Genomic DNA, 16,959 nt, shown 5'->3' on the forward strand with positions numbered 1-16,959 from the left:
GGCAAAGACTTACCCTCACTGAAAGGAGATGCCAACAATGCTCATCCGAATTGAAGAAGGTGTATATGGCGATGCCTGGGTTGTAATACTGGACGACTACCCGGTCAAATGCCGGAGCTGGCAGGAAGCCAGAGAATTTGCCGACCGCATGAAATCCAGAATCGATGCGCCTCATTCGCTGCCGCATCTGGCACACCGCGCAGTCCCTGAAAGAAGCGTACAGGCGATTGCCCGCTAGACCGACTCAATCCCCCGCGAATCATTCGACACAGCGTTGCCACGCAACCGGCGACGCTGTTTCACCCCGTCATGACGCCGCTTTATTATCGATCCACTTCTCGATTCCATGACATCCGTTTCACATCCCCTTCACGTCCGGCTGCGTAAATTGACCCTACTCCTTTGATGAATCCCATTTGGCCCACCACGTTGTGGGCCATTTTTTTGCCTGCAGAAAAGTGCCGGTACTCCCCCGCTGATCCGGCAGGATCACTCGCCTCGCGCTCCGGGCGACGATGACACTGCCAGCACCTGGCTGCTCAATACGTCGGTATTCAGCTCTGCCAGCCGATCACTGCCGGTGCCATTGGCAATGTGATCGCTCCAGGTCGCTACCGACATTGCCATCCAGCCCAGCACAAACAATGCAGCTGCCTGTAATGCCCACTTGGTCATGATCGACATACGCGTTCTCCTTGTTCAGGTCTGAATGGCAAGCATGTAAACACCCCACCATTGCAGAAGAATTGCAGAGATTTTTATTTTTGCCAGCCGGCATTTCACCTTTGTGAGCAAAGGTGTCAAAAAACAGGAGGGGCGATCTACAAGAGGAAATACCCACGCCCGCAGGCGGGGTATTTTTGAAAAGCGGGGTCAGTACTTGGTGTTTTGCTGCTCAGGTCTTGCCGGTGTGTCCACATGACGCGGACCCGCAACCAGCAGGGCCAGCACGCCAACGATTGGCACGGCAACAACGACAATGATCCACATCAGCTTGTTGCTGGATTGTGTCTTGCTCTTGCGAATACGCAGTACTGCCCAGATGTCCGAAATCACGATCAGGGCGGTCAGCGCTGCGAACAACCACAAATGATTTTCCGATATCCAACCCATTTGAAATCTCCTGCACCATCAACGAAGGCAGCCAGACCGGCTGCCCTACTGTAGAAGAGGTCACAAAGAGCCTTAAAGTTCAGAGAATATTTCGGATTGTGACCGGGTGCTCAGCGCAGACGCAGAGCGTCCAGAACGGCATGCCCAGGCAGAGCATGAGCACGATAGGGGTATTCACCCACATATCGTTCCTCACGCTCCAGCGTGGGCATGCCGTTCGTGACGCTCCGCGTCCCACTCCAGTCAGGTAATCGGTGCCGGGTTGAAGAGCGTGATGTCGTTGTGCAGCCGGTAATGCTCGGTCCAGGTCTTCTTCTTGCCGCTGGCCACGTCCAGGTAGAAGTGGAAAAGCTCCCAGCCCAGATCCTCGATGCTCGCGCGTCCGGTCGCGATGCGCCCGGCATCTATATCGATCAGGTCAGGCCAGCGCTGGGCCAGTTCGGTGCGGGTCGAGACCTTCACTACCGGCGCCATTGCCAGACCATACGGAGTACCGCGCCCGGTGGTGAATACATGCAGGTTCATGCCGGCAGCCAGTTGCAAGGTGCCGCAGACGAAGTCACTGGCCGGTGTCGCGCAGAAGATCAACCCCTTGCCGCTGACCCGCTCGCCAGGGCCGAGTACGCCGTTGATGGCACTGCTGCCTGACTTGACGATCGATCCCAGAGACTTCTCGACGATGTTCGACAACCCGCCCTTCTTGTTGCCCGGCGTGGTGTTGGCGCTGCGATCAGCCTCGCCTTTGGCCAGATAGCGGTCGTACCAGTCCATCTCCCGCACCAGCGCCTGCGCGACGTCCTGATCCTGTGCGCGTGAAGTCAGCAGGTAGATGGCATCGCGCACTTCGGTCACTTCGGAAAACATCACCGTTGCACCGGCGCGAAGCAGCAGGTCCGAGGCGTAACCCAATGCCGGGTTGGCGGTAATGCCGGAAAACGCATCACTGCCGCCGCATTGCATGCCCAGAATCAGCTCCGAAGCGGGAACCGTCTCGCGACGCCGCAAATCCAGCTTTTTCAAACGCGTCTCGGCCAGCTCCATGATCTGTTCGATCATTTCGTTGAAGCCGTGGCTGGAGTCCTGCAGGCGATATAGCCAGGGTTCGCTGAGGTCCACCGAGCTGTCGCCCTCATGCATGACCTGCCCGGCCTGCAACTTCTCACAGCCCAGGCTGATCACCAGTGCCTCGCCGCCCAGATTCGGGTTGCGTGCCAGGTTACGTACCGTACGAATCGGGATGTAAGCATCAGTGGCAGTGATCGCCACGCCGCAGCCGTAGCTGTGGGTCAGCGCCACGACGTCGTCGACGTTCGGGTACTTGGGCAACAACTCGTCACGGATGCGCTTGACCGCATGGTCGAGCACACCGGTCACGCACTGCACGGTGGTGGTGATACCGAGAATGTTGCGAGTGCCCACGGTGCCGTCGGCGTTGCGATAGCCTTCGAAGGTGTAACCCTCGAGCGGGGCCTGCTTTTCCGGCACGGCATCGGACATCGGCAGGCTGTCGAGCGCAGGCGCGGAAGGCATGCGCAACTGGTCTTCCCTGACCCAACTGCCGCGCGGTATCGGTTGCAGTGCATAGCCGATGGTGTGGCCGTAACGAATCACGGCCTCGCCCACGGCCAGGTCAACGGTACTGACCTTATGGCTCTGCGGTACGTTATCGACAGTGACCAGGCCGTTGTCGAATTCGGTTCCGGCCGGCACACCCTGGTCGTTGACCACGACCACGACGTTATCCAGCGGATGCAGCCGGATATAGCGTGGCGAATCGGCATGTTGAATCAGGTTCATCACGGTTTCCTCAGGATTTTGCTTCGGAAAGGTCGCTGACCGAGTCGTTCAGCAATGGCCCCTTGGCAGGCGGCTCTTTCAATTCCACACGCTTGATTTCACCCACGATGAAAATGTAACTGATCACCGCCAGCAGCGCGTTGGCGCCCACGAACACCAGCGCCCATTTGAACGAGCCGGTGCTGCTGATGATGTAGCCAATCACGATCGGGGTGGTGATCGATGCAATGTTACCGAAGGTGTTGAACAGGCCGCCGCTCAAACCGGCGATCTGCTTGGGCGACACGTCGGACATCACAGCCCAGCCCAGCGCGCCCACGCCCTTGCCGAAGAATGCCAGGGCCATGAAGCCCACGACCACCCATTCGATGTCGACGTAGTTGCAGGTCACGATCGAGGTCGACAGCAGCAGGCCGCCGATGATCGGCGCCTTGCGCGCAAAGGTCAGCGAATGGCCCTTGCGCAGCAGGTAGTCGGAAATGATCCCACCCAACACACCGCCGATGAAGCCGCAGATCGCTGGCAGAGACGCGATGATGCCGGCCTTGAGGATGGTCATGCCGCGCTCCTGAACCAGGTACACCGGGAACCAGGTCAGGAAGAAGTAGGTGATGCCGTTGATGCAGTACTGGCTGAGGTAGATACCCAGCATCATACGGTTGGTCAGCAACTGACGGATGTAATCCCACTTGGGGCCGCTGCTGGCTGTTTTTTGCGCGCCTTTACCCTTGTCCTGATCCAGATCGACCAGCGCGCCATTGCTGGAAATGTGTTCCAGTTCGGCCTCGTTGATCATGGGGTGGTTGCGCGGGCCGTAGATGACCTTCATCCAGATCATGGAGAACACGATACCGAACGCGCCCATCACGACGAACACGTGCTGCCAGCCGTAGGTGTAGACGATCCACCCCATCAGCGGAGCGAACAGCACGGTGGCGAAGTACTGCGCCGAGTTGAAAATCGCCGAGGCGGTGCCGCGTTCGGCGGTCGGGAACCAGGCGGCGACAATGCGCGCGTTACCCGGAAAGGACGGCGCTTCGGCCAGACCGACCAGAAAGCGCAGCATGAACAGCGCAACGATGGCCGTGGAGACACCAAACTCGCCCACATAGCCTTGCAGCAGAGTGAACAGCGACCAGGTGAAAATGCTCATGGCGTAGACTTTCTTCGACCCGAATCGGTCGAGCAGCCAGCCACCGGGAATCTGACCGGCCACGTAGGCCCAGCCGAATGCGGAGAAGATATAGCCCAGCGTGACGGCACTGATGCCCAGGTCTTTCTGAATGCTGGAACCAGCGATAGCGATGGTGGCGCGGTCGGCGTAGTTGATCGTGGTGACCAGAAACAGCATCAACAGGATCAAATAGCGGACATGCGTCGGCTTGGACTTTTGCATGGTAGAGCTCCCACTGATTATTTTTTTACGCGGGTAAAGCTGTTTTTGGGTGTAGCGTTACAGGCCCCTTGGCAGCGTCACGGCGACGACATCTGCCACCTGTAAGGGTCATGCCGTGCAACGAAAAAACCGCTGATCGCTCAGCGGCTTTGACGTGGCAGGTGTTACTGCTTGCCCTGCTTGTCCATCAGTGCAGCGAGCATGTCGCACTCGTCTGACGTCAGATCGGTCAACGGTGCGCGCACCGGACCTGCGTCATAACCGGCGATCTTCGCGCCGGCCTTGACGATGCTCACGGCATAACCGGCCTTGCGGTTGCGGATTTCCAGGTAAGGCAGGAAGAAATCGTCGATGTACTTGCCGACCGCCTGATGATCGTCGCGAGCGATGGCGTGGTAGAAGTCCATCGCCAGTTTCGGTACGAAGTTGAACACTGCGGACGAGTAGACCGGCACGCCCAGCGCCTTGTAGGCAGCGGCATAGACTTCAGCGGTCGGCAGGCCGCCCAGGTACGAGAAACGGTCACCGAGACGGCGGCGGATCGAAACCATCAGCTCGATATCACCCAGGCCATCCTTGTAACCGATCAGGTTAGGGCAACGCTCGGCCAGTTGTTCCAGCAGGGTTGGCGTCAGGCGGCAGACGTTACGGTTGTAGACCACCACACCGATCTTCACCGATTTGCACACGGCTTCGACGTGAGCGGCAACACCGTCCTGGCTGGCTTCGGTCAGGTAGTGCGGCAGCAGCAGCAAGCCCTTGGCGCCCAGACGCTCGGCTTCCTGAGCGTACTCGATGGCCTGACGGGTCGCACCGCCTACACCGGCGAGGATTGGCACGCTGGTGGCGCAAGTGTCGACGGCAGTCTTGATGATTTCGGAATATTCGCTGGCAGCCAGGGAGAAAAACTCACCCGTGCCGCCGGCGGCGAACAGAGCGCTTGCGCCATACGGAGCCAGCCACTCGAGGCGTTTGATGTAGCCAGCGCGATGAAAATCGCCCTGGGCATTGAAATCGGTAACCGGGAAAGACAGCAGACCGGAAGAGAGGATGGACTTCAGTTCTTGTGGATTCATTATTCGAACACCCTGGAGGACATAATTGTTAGAGGATCACCGGGTCAGCGCCGATGTCGTAAGTCATCGTACAACTGATAATAAAATCACTCAACAGGGATTTCGGGTTTTTTCAGAGGGAGCGCACGGGGCCCGGTTTTGACTCCTGCGATGCCACGTAGATGTGTGATGCCGAGCGTCACGAAAGGCATTCTCACGCTGGAGCGTGGGGACGATAGTCAAAATCGCAGCCACTGCCGCAAAAGTGCTTTTCTACCACGATGGCACGGACGACGCAGAGTGCGACGTTAGTGACAGGGCGAAGGAACCCGACGAAGTCGGGCCGGAAACGGAGCGAAAGGCTTTGGTTACTTTGGCCTCATCAAAGTAACTCGCCGAGGGGCGAAAAGGTGACCTGAGCCAACCCCAAATCCACCTGACAAAGAAAAGCCGCTGTGTGACGCAGAGCGTCACGAACTGCATTCCCACGCGGAGCATGGGAACGATAGTCAAGCGTGAGGAACGATAGATGTCAGGGAGAACACTTATCGTGCCCACGCTCCAGCGTGGGCATGCCGTTCCGGACGCTCTGCGTCCTCTTTTCAAACCTCAAGCCCGCTGCGATTCGGCCTCTTCATGCGCATGGCGCAGGCGTTCGCGGCTGTTGGTCAGGTGCAGGCGCATGGCGGCGCGGGCCGCATCGGAATCCTGGCGGGCGATGGCGTCGAAGATTTCTTCGTGCTCGCGGCTCAGCCGATTCATATAGTGCTGCTGGTCATCATGTGCCAGACGCGCGGAATTGAGCCGGGTACGCGGGATGATGCTGGTGCCCAGGTGGGTCATGATGTCAGTGAAGTAGCGATTGCCGGTCGACAAGGCAATCTGCAGATGGAACTGGAAGTCCGAGGCCACGGCATCGGTGGCGTGTGCCGCACTTTCATTGAGCGCGTCCAGCGCCGAACGCATGGCTGCCAGTTGTTCATCACTACGCCGCTGGGCTGCCAGGCCTGCCGACTCGACTTCAAGGCTGATGCGCAATTCGAGAATCGCCAGTACATCGCGCAGGGTGACGATGGTCGCCGGGTCAATCCTGAAGCCACTGGGGCTTGGCGTATCGAGCACGAAGGTGCCGATGCCGTGGCGGGTCTCGACCAGACCGGAGGCCTGCAGACGCGAAATCGCCTCACGCACGACCGTCCTGCTGACGCCCTGCTCTTCCATGATTGCGGATTCGGTGGGCAGTTTGTCGCCGCGCTTGAGCTGACCGCTGCGAATACGCTCGGACAGCTCTGTCACCAGCTCCTGCGCGAGGCTGCGGTGTTTTCTGCGGGCGCGGGGCAGAGCGCTTTGATTTTCCATCCAACATCGATCTCTGGACTGCTAAACATGGGCTAATCATAGCTCAGCGGTTGTATGATCACACCCTCAAAAGCGCCGTGTCCCCTATAGCATCGACCTCAAAACGTTGCGGATCACGCTTGCTCGATCAATTTGCCGCTCTCGACGCGCACATGCCGGTCATGGAAGCGTTTCAGGCTGCTGCGGTGCCCGACGCTGATCAGCGTCAGGCCGGGCAGTCCGTCGATGATGGCGCAGTGCATCGCCGTCTCGTCATCTTCGTCCATGGCCGAGGTGGCCTCATCCACATACAGCCAGCTCGGCGCGACCAGCAGGGCACGCGCGAACGCCACCCGCTGCTGCTCGCCCGGTGAGAGAAAACGCTGCCAGTGGTTGCTTTCGTCCAGGCGCGGTATCAGATGCTCCAGACGGCACTGATTCAGTACCTCGGCAAAGCGCTGTGCCGGGTAATGCTCGACGGGCTGTGGATAACTCATCGCCTCACGCAAGGTGCCGATGGGCAGGTAAGGCCGTTGCGGCAGAAACAGCGCCGTGCCGGTGGGCAAGCGAATCTGCCCCGAACCCTCAGGCCAGAGACCGCCCAGCGCCCTCAGCAACGAGCTTTTGCCACTGCCCGAGCGACCGCTGAGCATGACCCGCTCTCCCGCACCGACCTGCAGACTGGCGTCGCTCAGCAATTGACGCCCACCGGCAATGCTCAAGCCCAGATTGCGCAGGTCCAGCGTGTCGTCGCCGTGAATTCTTTCGATGGCCGGCTGCCGACCTTCATTGTCAGTCATGGCCTGGCGGAAGCTCAGCAGACGGTCGCTGGTGGCGCGCCATGACGCCAGCGTGCCATAGGCGCTGATGAACCAGCTGAAGTTCTCCTGCACATTGCCGAATGCCGAGTTGATCTGCATCAGATCACCCAGCTCGATCTTGCCGGCGAAATAGCGTGGCGCGGCCACAATGAAGGGAAAGATCAGCGCAATCTGCGAATAGCCCGAGGTGAAGAACGTCAGCCGCTTCTGGACCTTCATCGAGGCCCGGAAGTTATTCCAGATCATCATGAAGCGCGCGCTCAGGCGCTGGTTTTCGTTGCGCTCGCCTTCGGACAAGGCAATGCTTTCAGCGTTCTCGCGCACACGCACCAAGGCAAAACGCAGGTCCGCCTCGAATCGCTCCTGCTGGTTGTTCAACGGGATCAGCCGCTTGCCGATCCAGTGGGTCAGCAGGCTGCCCACCAGCGCATAGAGCAAGGCCGCCCAAAACATATAGCCGGGAATGGTCACGCCGAACAGCTCGATACTGCCCGATACGCCCCAGAGAATCACCGAAAACGACACCAGGCTGACCACCGCGCTCATCAGCCCCAGCCCCAGGCTGAGCGTGCTGGTGGTGAACTCGTTGAGGTCTTCGGACAGGCGCTGGTCAGGGTTATCGGTGTAACCGCCCTGCTCCAGCTGGTAGTAATTCTTGTCGGCGAGCCAGCGCGCGAAGTGTTGCTCCGTCAGCCAGCGACGCCAGCGGATGGTCAGCAACTGGGTCAGGTACAGGCGATAGACCGCAGCCAGAATGGCGATCGCGGCGATGCCGCTGAAGTACAGGATCAGGTGGGTGAACGCAGCCAGATCCTTGTTCTGCAGCGCGTTGTAGAAGTCTCGGTACCAGCTGTTGAAGAACACCGAGACCTGCACGCTGAACAGCGACAGCGCGATCACCGAGACCAGCAGCAGCCAGGCAGTGGTCTTTTCCTCACTGCGCCAATATGGCGTTATCAGCTTCCAGACGCGGGGTAAAAATGCTCCTTGCACAGTATCGTTGACGGCAGAATATTCAGCATTGCGATTCATGTGGTTCAGGCTCGCTCTCTTTGAACGTACGATGCCTGAGCACAATGAAGCAAAAAAACGCCTAATCGATCACTATGAAAAAACCTTCATCAACGTCGCACGGGGCGTTTCTGCAACTTGCGCTGCAAGGTCCGGCGATGCATGCCCAGCGCACGCGCAGTCGCTGAAATATTGCCCTCGTGCTCGGTCAGCACGCGCTGGATATGCTCCCACTGCAAGCGGTCCACCGACATCGGATTCTCCGGGACCAGCGTGTCGAGGTTGGCGTGCTCGGACAACAGCGCTGCCAGTACGTCATCAGCGTCAGCCGGTTTGCACAGGTAGTTGCACGCGCCACGCTTGATCGCTTCGACCGCCGTGGCAATGCTCGAATAACCGGTGAGAATCACCACGCGCATCTCCGGGTCCATTTCCAGCAGCTTGGGCAGCAGCACCAGACCGGAGTCGCCGTCCATCTTCAGGTCCAGCGCGGCGTATTCGGGGATGTCCTGTTGCGCCAGGGCCAGCCCTTCTTCAGCCGAGCCGGCGGTGCTCACGCGAAAACCACGACGGCTCATGGCCCTCGCCATCACACGGGTGAACGTCGCGTCATCATCGACCAGCAACAGGTGCGGCAGCTCTTCGCCTTCGACCTGGATGTCATCGTCACTCATGCTTCTTCTCCTCGCGTATCTCGGGGCAAGCGCAGCTCGGTGAGCGTACCGCCTTCTTCATGACTGTAGAGCTTCACCGAGCCACCCGCACGGGTGACGCTGGCCTTGCTCAGGAACAGACCCAGGCCGAAACCTTTGCCCTTGGTAGTAAAGAACGGTTTGCCGATCTGTTCGGCAATCGCCAGCGGCACACCCGCGCCATGGTCGCGAATGCTGATGCAGATTTCCGCACTGTCCCAGTCCAGGTTGACTTCAAGGCCATCGGGGCAGGCATCGGCAGCGTTGTTGAGCAGGTTGAGCAGCGCCTGAGTCAGGTCCGGCGGCGGCGCCAGCATCGGCGCTTCGCCCTTGCCCAGCTTATAGAAACGGTAACTCACTTCCGGGCGCATCAAATGCCAGCGGTTGAGGGACTCATCCAGCCAGCGGGTGGCAGCCTGATATTCGACAGCCATACGCCGATTGGCTTCGGCGGCGCGCACCAGTTGCTGCAGGGTCTGCTTGCACTGCTTGACCTGCTCCTGCAGCACGGACAGGTCATCCTGCAAGGCCGGGTCACTGTGATCCTGGCGCATTTCCTTGAGCAGCACGCTCATGGTTGCCAGCGGCGTTCCCAATTCATGGGCAGCCCCTGCGGCCTGGGTCGCGACGGCGAGCAACTGCTGATCACGCAGGCCTTCTTCGCGACGCTCGGCACGCAGTTGCTCCTGACGACGCAACTCTTCGGCCATCTTCGCGGCAAAGAAGGTGATGACTGCCGCCGCCAGGGCAAAACTCAGCCACATGCCGTAGATCTGCATGTTTTCCCGGGCGATGGAGTCGGTTTCCAGCGGGTAGGAACGCACCATCAACAAGGTGTACATGCTCAGCGCAAAGCCGGACAGGATCAGCGAGTAGCGCCACGGCAGCGTGGCAGCGGCGATAGTCAGCGGCACCAGATAATAGGAAACGAACGGGTTGGCCGAGCCCCCCGAGTAATACAGCAGCGCGCTGTGGATCAGCAGGTCCAGCGCCAGTTGCAGCGCATATTCAAGCTCGGTGAGCGGCAGCGAGGTGCGCAGACGGATGACCGTCAGCCCGCAGAGCACCAATGAGCAGCCCAGGGTGATCGACAGTTGCAGCCAGGGCAACGGCAGAAAGTCGAACAGCCAGGCCATACCAACCGAGCCGGCCTGCGCGGCCAGCACCAGAATACGGATGAATGTCAGGCGCCACAGGTTTTGTCGTGTGGCTGAAAGCATTTGAACGGGGGCGAGCATGAGCTCTCCTGATGAGTGCTCCAGGCGGATCGCAGCGAGTATAACCAAGCGGGAGGCAAAACTGAAAAAGTGCGTCAACGCACCGCACGCCAGGGCACTCGGTCATCGCAGGAACCGGACCAAAGCGCTACAGTCAGAACACTTTGCGCCGCCCGACAACTGTCGGCGGCCGTTTGATAACAAGGAGCTCTCATGTTCAACCTTCGCCCTGCCGCCACCCTTGTCGCGCTGGCCGCTGCTCTGTCCAGCCTGCCCGCCATGGCTGAAGAAGCCCGTTACAACCAGATTTCATTGCGCGCCGAGGTCAATCAGGAGGTGCAGCGCGACCTGATGCTCGTCACGCTGTACACCGAAGCGCAGGACAGCGATCCGGCCAAACTGGCCGCGCAGATCACCGAGACGCTGAACAAGGCATTGGGTCAGGCGCGCCAGGTCAAGGACGTGAAGATCCGCCAGGGCAGCCGCAACAGCTACCCGGTCTACGACGATAAAGGCCAGAAGATCACCGGCTGGCGTGAACGTGCCGAACTGCGCCTGGAAAGTGCAGACTTCGCCGTGCTGTCCAAGCTGACCGGCGAGCTGCTGACCGACCTGAAAATGGGCGGCATGGACTTCTCGATCTCGCCATCGACGCGCAAGACCAGCGAAGACGCCCTGCTCAAGGACGCGGTGACCGCATTCAAGGCTCGCGCGCAACTGGTCACCGAAGCGTTGGGTGGTACGGGCTACAAGCTGGTCAACCTGAACCTGAATACCTCGGGCTACCCGCAGCCGTATCTGCGCGCGCCGGTCATGATGATGGCAAAGTCTTCGCGTGCAGACTCGGCACCGACACCCGATGTCGAAGCGGGCACCAGCCAGGTCAGCGTTGCGGCAGATGGCGTGATTGAAGTCGCGATTCCGTGAATGACAGGGCGGTAGTATCGACTGCCGCCCTTTTCCACGCTCCCCTCCTCCTGACTCCCCCCTCTTGCTCGGCAATCTCCTACGTTGGCTGATGCCCCGCCTGATTGTCGGTAATCTCGCGGCTCGCGAAACTTGCCATCTCACTTCCGAGCACTATCGCCTTGGCTGAGCGAACCGGCCAACGCGCACTTGCCATCAAGGAATCAAGGATGAATCCCCCGCATAACGCTTCCCGCAACCCTGCCACTGTCAACGATCAGGACATGAATACCCATCGCGAACCGCTTCCAACCCCCTTGAGATTCGAAGCCGGTGATGGCGACAAACACAAACATACCCATGGCGCTATCGAAGCCGTTCTCGAATCTGCAGGTTTCAGGCCTGAGGAAATCCGCGCGATCTATTTCGGCAACTGGCTGCGCGACTACTCGCAGTTGCTTGATCCGAAAATCGTCAGGGCGACAAGCATGCCGAAAAGCTTCCCTGACCTGCTTTCCCGTGACGCACTGACGCGCATTGTGGACGTGCTGGCAGTCAAGGAATTCACCGATCTGATGAAGGCAGACCGCTCGCGCTTCGTCGTGAACGCAGAGCGCCTCGGCGTCTATCGTCCTGCTGAACACATCGACAACCCCAGAACCCCCGACCCCAAACCGGCCAATCCAAAAGAACGCGACGCCGACTTCGACGCCTGGGTGCTGCCTGACGATCCGCTATTGAAGGTCGACCCTGACACCTCGATGAAACGCTACATTCAGCGCTCGGTGGAGGTGATGGCTGCGGGGCTGGAATCGGCCGTCAATGGCGGCCCCGGCTCTACAGACGGTTTGCGCGACATGGGCGCGGCGCTGCACATTCTCGAAGACTTCTTCGCCCACTCCAACTTCGCCGAGCTCAGCCTGATCAAACTCGGCCATGAGCGCATTCTGCCCTGGACGTCCGAAGCAGACTGCAAGCACCGTCTGCCGCTGGTAACCGGTACGTTCGGTGGCAGCGATATCATCGCCAGCCTCGCTGAGCCGCTTGGCAGGATTCTGTTCTCGACAGACGAAAAGCCGTTCGAAGCGATCAAGGCTGGAGAACGTTACGAGCGCGACCAGATTATTCAGATCGTTCTGGGCGAGCACCCTGATCCGCGACTGCTCACGGGTTACGAGGCCTTTCTCGAAGCGCGGGACCAGTGGGCCAGCCAGCCGTTCTCCGAACAGGTCGAACAGTTCTACGCCTTTATCGGTACGCCGGGGCGATTGCTTGGCAATGCATTTGGCACCGTCATGCAAAGTCTGGCCATCTGGCTTGGCAACAGCGTCGACGACCTGCAGACCCTGCTCGACGAAGACCCCAATAGCAGCGGCTCGACCGATCCGTCACATTCGCAACTGGCCAAGGATCATGCGCAGCACCCGCTGCATGTGCTTGCCGCAACCCTCGCCAGAAAGGCCGTGCTGCAAGTAGGTCAGGCCGTTCTGGGCCAATGGCATGGCAAGGAAGGCGCCGAACATCCGGTCCGGGTAGCCACGCGGTTCTTCACTCATCCCATGGACTGCGACTGGCAGGACGCGATTGTCCGGGAATGGGCCGAGGCCAATCCAGAACAGGTCGAGCGGGCGACACTCAAGAGCGAGCTGGACCAGTCCAGAATCCAATTGCAGCAAAGCACGAAAAAGGACTTGCAGCGTTTTAGTCAGGACGGCAGCAATTTTCTGGACGTGTTTTTTGAAAGTGTGTCGCTGGCAGACCTTTGGGCGAGGATTACCGGCAAGTAAGCGTATTGTCCGACCCCGACCAAGTACGGCACTATCCGTTGTCTAGCTGATTGTCGACTTTCAAGCACGGTTACTGCCGTACCACGCGAGGGATCCATGGGACACACACTTTTCAAACCGCTGCTGCTGACCACCGCGCTGCTGGCCTGCGCGCCTTTGGCCCACGCGACAAGCACGCTGGTGTATTGCTCTGAAGCCAGCCCGGCCGGTTTCGACCCCAGCCAGTACACCAGCGGCACCGACTTCGATGCCTCGGCCGAAACCGTTTTCAACCGTCTGACCCAGTTCAAGCGTGGCGGTACGGAAGTGGAGCCGGGTCTGGCCACACGCTGGGACGTTTCGCCGGATGGTCTGACCTACACCTTTCACCTGCGCGACGGCGTGAAATTCCATACCACGGATTATTTCACCCCGACGCGCACGTTCAACGCCGATGACGTGCTGTTCACCTTCAACCGCCTGCTCGATGCCAACCACCCGTTCCGCAAGGCGTATCCGTCCGAGTCGCCCTACTTCACCGACATGGGCCTGAATAAGACAATCAAGAGCGTCGAGAAAGTCGACCCGCTGACTGTCAAGTTCACCCTGAGCAACATCGATGCGGCCTTCGTGCAGAACCTGGCCATGAGCTTCGCGTCCATTCAGTCCGCTGAATACGCCGACCAGTTGCTCAAGGAAGGCAAGGCCGAGGACCTGAACCAGAAGCCCATCGGCACTGGTCCGTTCGTCTTCAAGCGCTACCAGAAGGATTCGCAGATCCGTTACGTCGGCAATACCCAGTACTGGAAGCCGGAGGATGTGAAGATCGACAACCTGATCTTCTCGATCAGCAGTGATGCCGCCGTGCGTCTGCAGAAGCTCAAAGCCAACGAATGCCAGGTCAGCGGCTATCCGCGTCCGCAGGACATCGAGGAGATGAAAAAGGACCCGAAACTCAAGGTCCTCAGCCAGCCAGGCTTCAACCTGGGCTTCGTGGCCTACAACGTTACGCATCCGCCGCTGGATCAGCTCAAGGTCCGCCAGGCGCTGGACATGGCCATCGACAAGCCGGCGATCATCAAAGCGGTTTATCAGAGCGCGGGCCAGCTGGCTGAAAATGCGCTGCCGCCGGGTCAGTGGAGCTTCGATCCGACCATCAAGGACGCCCCGCACGACCTGACCAAAGCCAGGCAGCTGCTCAAGGAAGCAGGTGTAGCGCCGGGTACCAAAATCGACCTGTGGGCCATGACTGTGCAGCGCGCGTCGAACCCCAATGCACGCATGTCGGCACAGATGATCCAGTCCGACTGGGAGAAAATCGGTATCAAGGCCAACATCGTCAGCTATGAATGGGGCGAATACATCAAGCGCGCCAAGGCCGGCGAGCATGACGCGATGATTTACGGCTGGACCGGTGATAACGGTGACCCCGACAACTGGCTCGGCGTGCTTTACAGCTGCGCAGCCGTCAAAGGCAGCAACTACGCCAAATGGTGCGACCCGGCCTATGACAAGCTGGTGCAGCAGGCCAAGCTGACCAGCAACCGCGATGAACGCATCAAGCTCTATCAACAGGCTCAACACATTCTCAAGCAGCAGGTGCCGATCACCCCGATTGCCAACTCCAAGGTGTTTCAGCCGATGCGCCAGGAAGTGCAGGACTTCAAGATCAGTCCCTTCGGTCTGACACCCTTTTATGGTGTCAGCCTGGGAACAGTGAAGTAACAACACAGCGCCAACCGGGTGCATTTTTCTCACCCGGTTGCGCCTTATTGGTGCGCGAAATAATCGAAAAAGCGTCGCGCAAACGATCAACTACCAAGAAAGTTACACTTTCGCGACATTCCTGTACGATCGTGCCACTCTTTGTCGCTTCTTTCGCCTCACTGTCTTGCTTTGGGTATGGCCCCTGCATAAGTATCGGACGGATCGGCTCACGAGGTCGTTCCCTCTAATCAAAAATGACAACAACTGAGGCAACCATGCTCAAACACGCGGTCATTCCGTTTCTGGTCGGCGCCAGCTTGCTCGCCAGCGCACCTTTCGCTCACGCGGCATCGAATCTGGTGTTCTGTTCCGAGGGCAGCCCAGCGGGCTTCGATCCGGGTCAATACACCACTGGTACTGACTTCGACGCCTCGGCAGAGACCATCTTCAACCGCCTGAGTCAGTTTGAGCGCGGCGGCACCGCCGTAGTGCCGGGCCTGGCGACCAAATGGGACATCTCCGAAGATGGTCTGACGTACACCTTCCATCTTCGCGAAGGCGTCAAATTCCACACCACGCCATACTTCAAGCCGACCCGTGAATTCAATGCCGATGACGTGCTGTTCACGTTCAATCGCATGATCGACAAGGACATGCCTTACCGCAAAGCGTACCCGACCGAATTCCCGTACTTCACCGATATGGCGATGGACACCAACATCAAGAAGATCGAGAAGATCGACGATCACACCGTCAAGTTCGTGCTGGGCATGGTCGACGCCGCGTTCATCCAGAACATGGCGATGAGCTTCGCGTCCATCCAGTCCGCAGAGTACGCCGCCAAGCTGCTCAAGGAAGGCAAGCCGGAGCTGATCAATCAGCAGCCGATCGGCACTGGCCCGTTCGTGTTCAAGAGCTACCAGAAAGACTCCAACATCCGTTACACCGGCAACAAGGATTACTGGAAGCCTGAGGACGTCAAGGTCGACAATCTGATCTTCGCCATCACCACCGATGCTTCGGTGCGCATGCAGAAGCTCAAGAAAAACGAATGCCAGATCACGGCTTATCCGCGTCCTGCCGACGTCAAAATCCTCAAGGAAGACAAAAGCCTGAAGATGCCTGATCAGGCGGGCTTCAACCTGGGTTACATCGCCTACAACGTGATGCCTCAGATCAAGGGCGAAGACCATCCAAACCCGCTGGCTCAGTTGGAAGTGCGTAAGGCGCTGGACATGGCGGTCAACAAGCAGCAGATCATCGACTCCGTTTACCAGAGTGCAGGTCAATTGGCGGTCAACGCCATGCCGCCGACCCAGTGGTCCTATGACACCACCATCAAGGACGCCAAGTACGATCCCGAGAAAGCTCGCCAGTTGCTCAAGGAAGCCGGCATCAAGGAAGGCACCGAAATCACCCTGTGGGCGATGCCGGTTCAGCGTCCTTACAACCCCAACGCCAAACTGATGGCCGAAATGCTCCAGTCCGACTGGAAGAAGATCGGTATCAACGCCAAGATCGTCAGCTATGAATGGGGCGAGTACATCAAGCGCGCCAAGAATGGCGAGAACGGTGCCATGCTGATCGGCTGGAGCGGTGACAATGGTGACCCGGACAACTGGCTCGGCACCCTGTTCGGCTGCGACGCCCTGAATGGCAACAACTTTGCCAAATGGTGCGACAAGGCGTTCGACACGCTGATCCATCAGGCCAAGCAAACGTCCGATCAGACCGAGCGCACCAAACTGTACAAGCAGGCGCAACACCTCCTGAAAGACGCCGTGCCAATGACGCCTATTGCGCACTCGACGGTCTATCAACCCATGAGCTCCAAAGTACAGGACTTCAAGATCAGCCCGTTTGGCTTGAACTCCTTTTACGGTGTGAGCGTGAGCGGCAAGTAAAAGCGACTGTTTGCTGCGCCGCTCACCCGGCGCAGCAAACCGCTCTACTTGAATATAAGCCCCGAGTGATGGGTTGAAACGTGCCGATAACGGCATTCTTCTACTATCACTAAGATATTTCCTACGAGCTTTGCAGCCTTCGAGCCTATATACCGCGTGCCTCTGACGACTTACCGTCGAAGGGCAGCGGCAATGGCGGGAAGCACGCCGCTTCGTGTCCAGGTGTACCGGGCATG

Annotated in this window: 14 protein-coding genes; 5 read left to right on the top strand and 9 right to left on the bottom strand. The window is 59.0% G+C overall.

What is annotated here, in order from left to right; all coding sequences use genetic code 11:
- Positions 1-37 precede the first annotated feature (37 nt).
- Positions 38-238 (top strand): hypothetical protein, encoded by a 201-nt coding sequence (locus KBY08_RS06660; protein WP_003400066.1) that lies wholly within the window; start codon positions 38-40, stop codon positions 236-238.
- Between the two features lie 251 nt (positions 239-489).
- Here KBY08_RS06660 and KBY08_RS06665 read toward each other — a convergent pair whose 3' ends face one another.
- From KBY08_RS06665 to KBY08_RS06705, 9 genes are all read right to left on the bottom strand, one after another.
- Positions 490-684, bottom strand: coding sequence for a hypothetical protein (locus KBY08_RS06665; protein ID WP_111522116.1), 195 nt, complete (start codon positions 682-684; stop codon positions 490-492).
- Between the two features lie 189 nt (positions 685-873).
- Entirely contained in the window at positions 874-1,113 is a 240-nt protein-coding gene (locus KBY08_RS06670; RefSeq protein WP_003400063.1) for a PLDc N-terminal domain-containing protein, read from the bottom strand.
- 243 nt (positions 1,114-1,356) lie between these two features.
- Positions 1,357-2,910: a galactarate dehydratase gene (gene garD / locus KBY08_RS06675; protein WP_003368648.1), complete on the bottom strand. Its 1,554-nt coding sequence runs from the start codon at positions 2,908-2,910 to the stop codon at positions 1,357-1,359.
- Between the two features lie 10 nt (positions 2,911-2,920).
- Positions 2,921-4,306 (bottom strand): MFS transporter, encoded by a 1,386-nt coding sequence (locus KBY08_RS06680; protein ID WP_003431603.1) that lies wholly within the window; start codon positions 4,304-4,306, stop codon positions 2,921-2,923.
- 164 nt (positions 4,307-4,470) lie between these two features.
- Complete coding sequence (kdgD, locus tag KBY08_RS06685) at positions 4,471-5,382, bottom strand: 5-dehydro-4-deoxyglucarate dehydratase (protein WP_004411794.1); 912 nt, start codon at positions 5,380-5,382, stop codon at positions 4,471-4,473.
- A 588-nt stretch (positions 5,383-5,970) separates the two neighbouring features.
- Complete coding sequence (locus tag KBY08_RS06690) at positions 5,971-6,720, bottom strand: FadR/GntR family transcriptional regulator (protein ID WP_003400058.1); 750 nt, start codon at positions 6,718-6,720, stop codon at positions 5,971-5,973.
- A 113-nt stretch (positions 6,721-6,833) separates the two neighbouring features.
- Positions 6,834-8,552 (bottom strand): ABC transporter ATP-binding protein/permease, encoded by a 1,719-nt coding sequence (locus KBY08_RS06695; RefSeq protein WP_111522117.1) that lies wholly within the window; start codon positions 8,550-8,552, stop codon positions 6,834-6,836.
- Positions 8,553-8,641: 89 nt separating this feature from the next.
- Entirely contained in the window at positions 8,642-9,205 is a 564-nt protein-coding gene (locus KBY08_RS06700) for a response regulator transcription factor (protein WP_003400057.1), read from the bottom strand.
- On the bottom strand, positions 9,202-10,461 hold the full coding sequence (locus KBY08_RS06705; protein WP_024640040.1) for an ATP-binding protein: 1,260 nt from the start codon (positions 10,459-10,461) through the stop codon (positions 9,202-9,204). The genes KBY08_RS06700 and KBY08_RS06705 overlap by 4 nt, the downstream gene beginning before the upstream one ends.
- A gap of 192 nt (positions 10,462-10,653) precedes the next feature.
- On the opposite strand from KBY08_RS06705, the gene KBY08_RS06710 reads away from it, so the two are divergent.
- The 4 genes from KBY08_RS06710 to KBY08_RS06725 all read left to right on the top strand — a co-directional run bounded on the left by KBY08_RS06710 (position 10,654) and on the right by KBY08_RS06725 (position 16,723).
- Positions 10,654-11,367 carry an SIMPL domain-containing protein gene (locus KBY08_RS06710; RefSeq protein WP_024652357.1) on the top strand — a complete coding sequence of 238 codons (714 nt, stop codon included), beginning with the start codon at positions 10,654-10,656 and terminating at the stop codon, positions 11,365-11,367.
- A 209-nt stretch (positions 11,368-11,576) separates the two neighbouring features.
- Positions 11,577-13,133 carry an HET-C-related protein gene (locus KBY08_RS06715; protein WP_111522118.1) on the top strand — a complete coding sequence of 519 codons (1,557 nt, stop codon included), beginning with the start codon at positions 11,577-11,579 and terminating at the stop codon, positions 13,131-13,133.
- A gap of 96 nt (positions 13,134-13,229) precedes the next feature.
- Positions 13,230-14,837 carry an ABC transporter substrate-binding protein gene (locus KBY08_RS06720; protein WP_111522119.1) on the top strand — a complete coding sequence of 536 codons (1,608 nt, stop codon included), beginning with the start codon at positions 13,230-13,232 and terminating at the stop codon, positions 14,835-14,837.
- A gap of 257 nt (positions 14,838-15,094) precedes the next feature.
- Entirely contained in the window at positions 15,095-16,723 is a 1,629-nt protein-coding gene (locus tag KBY08_RS06725; RefSeq protein ID WP_225651093.1) for an ABC transporter substrate-binding protein, read from the top strand.
- Positions 16,724-16,959 lie beyond the last annotated feature (236 nt).

The sequence above is a fragment of the Pseudomonas sp. P135 genome, from assembly GCF_020312125.1.
Taxonomy (GTDB): domain Bacteria; phylum Pseudomonadota; class Gammaproteobacteria; order Pseudomonadales; family Pseudomonadaceae; genus Aquipseudomonas; species Aquipseudomonas fragariae.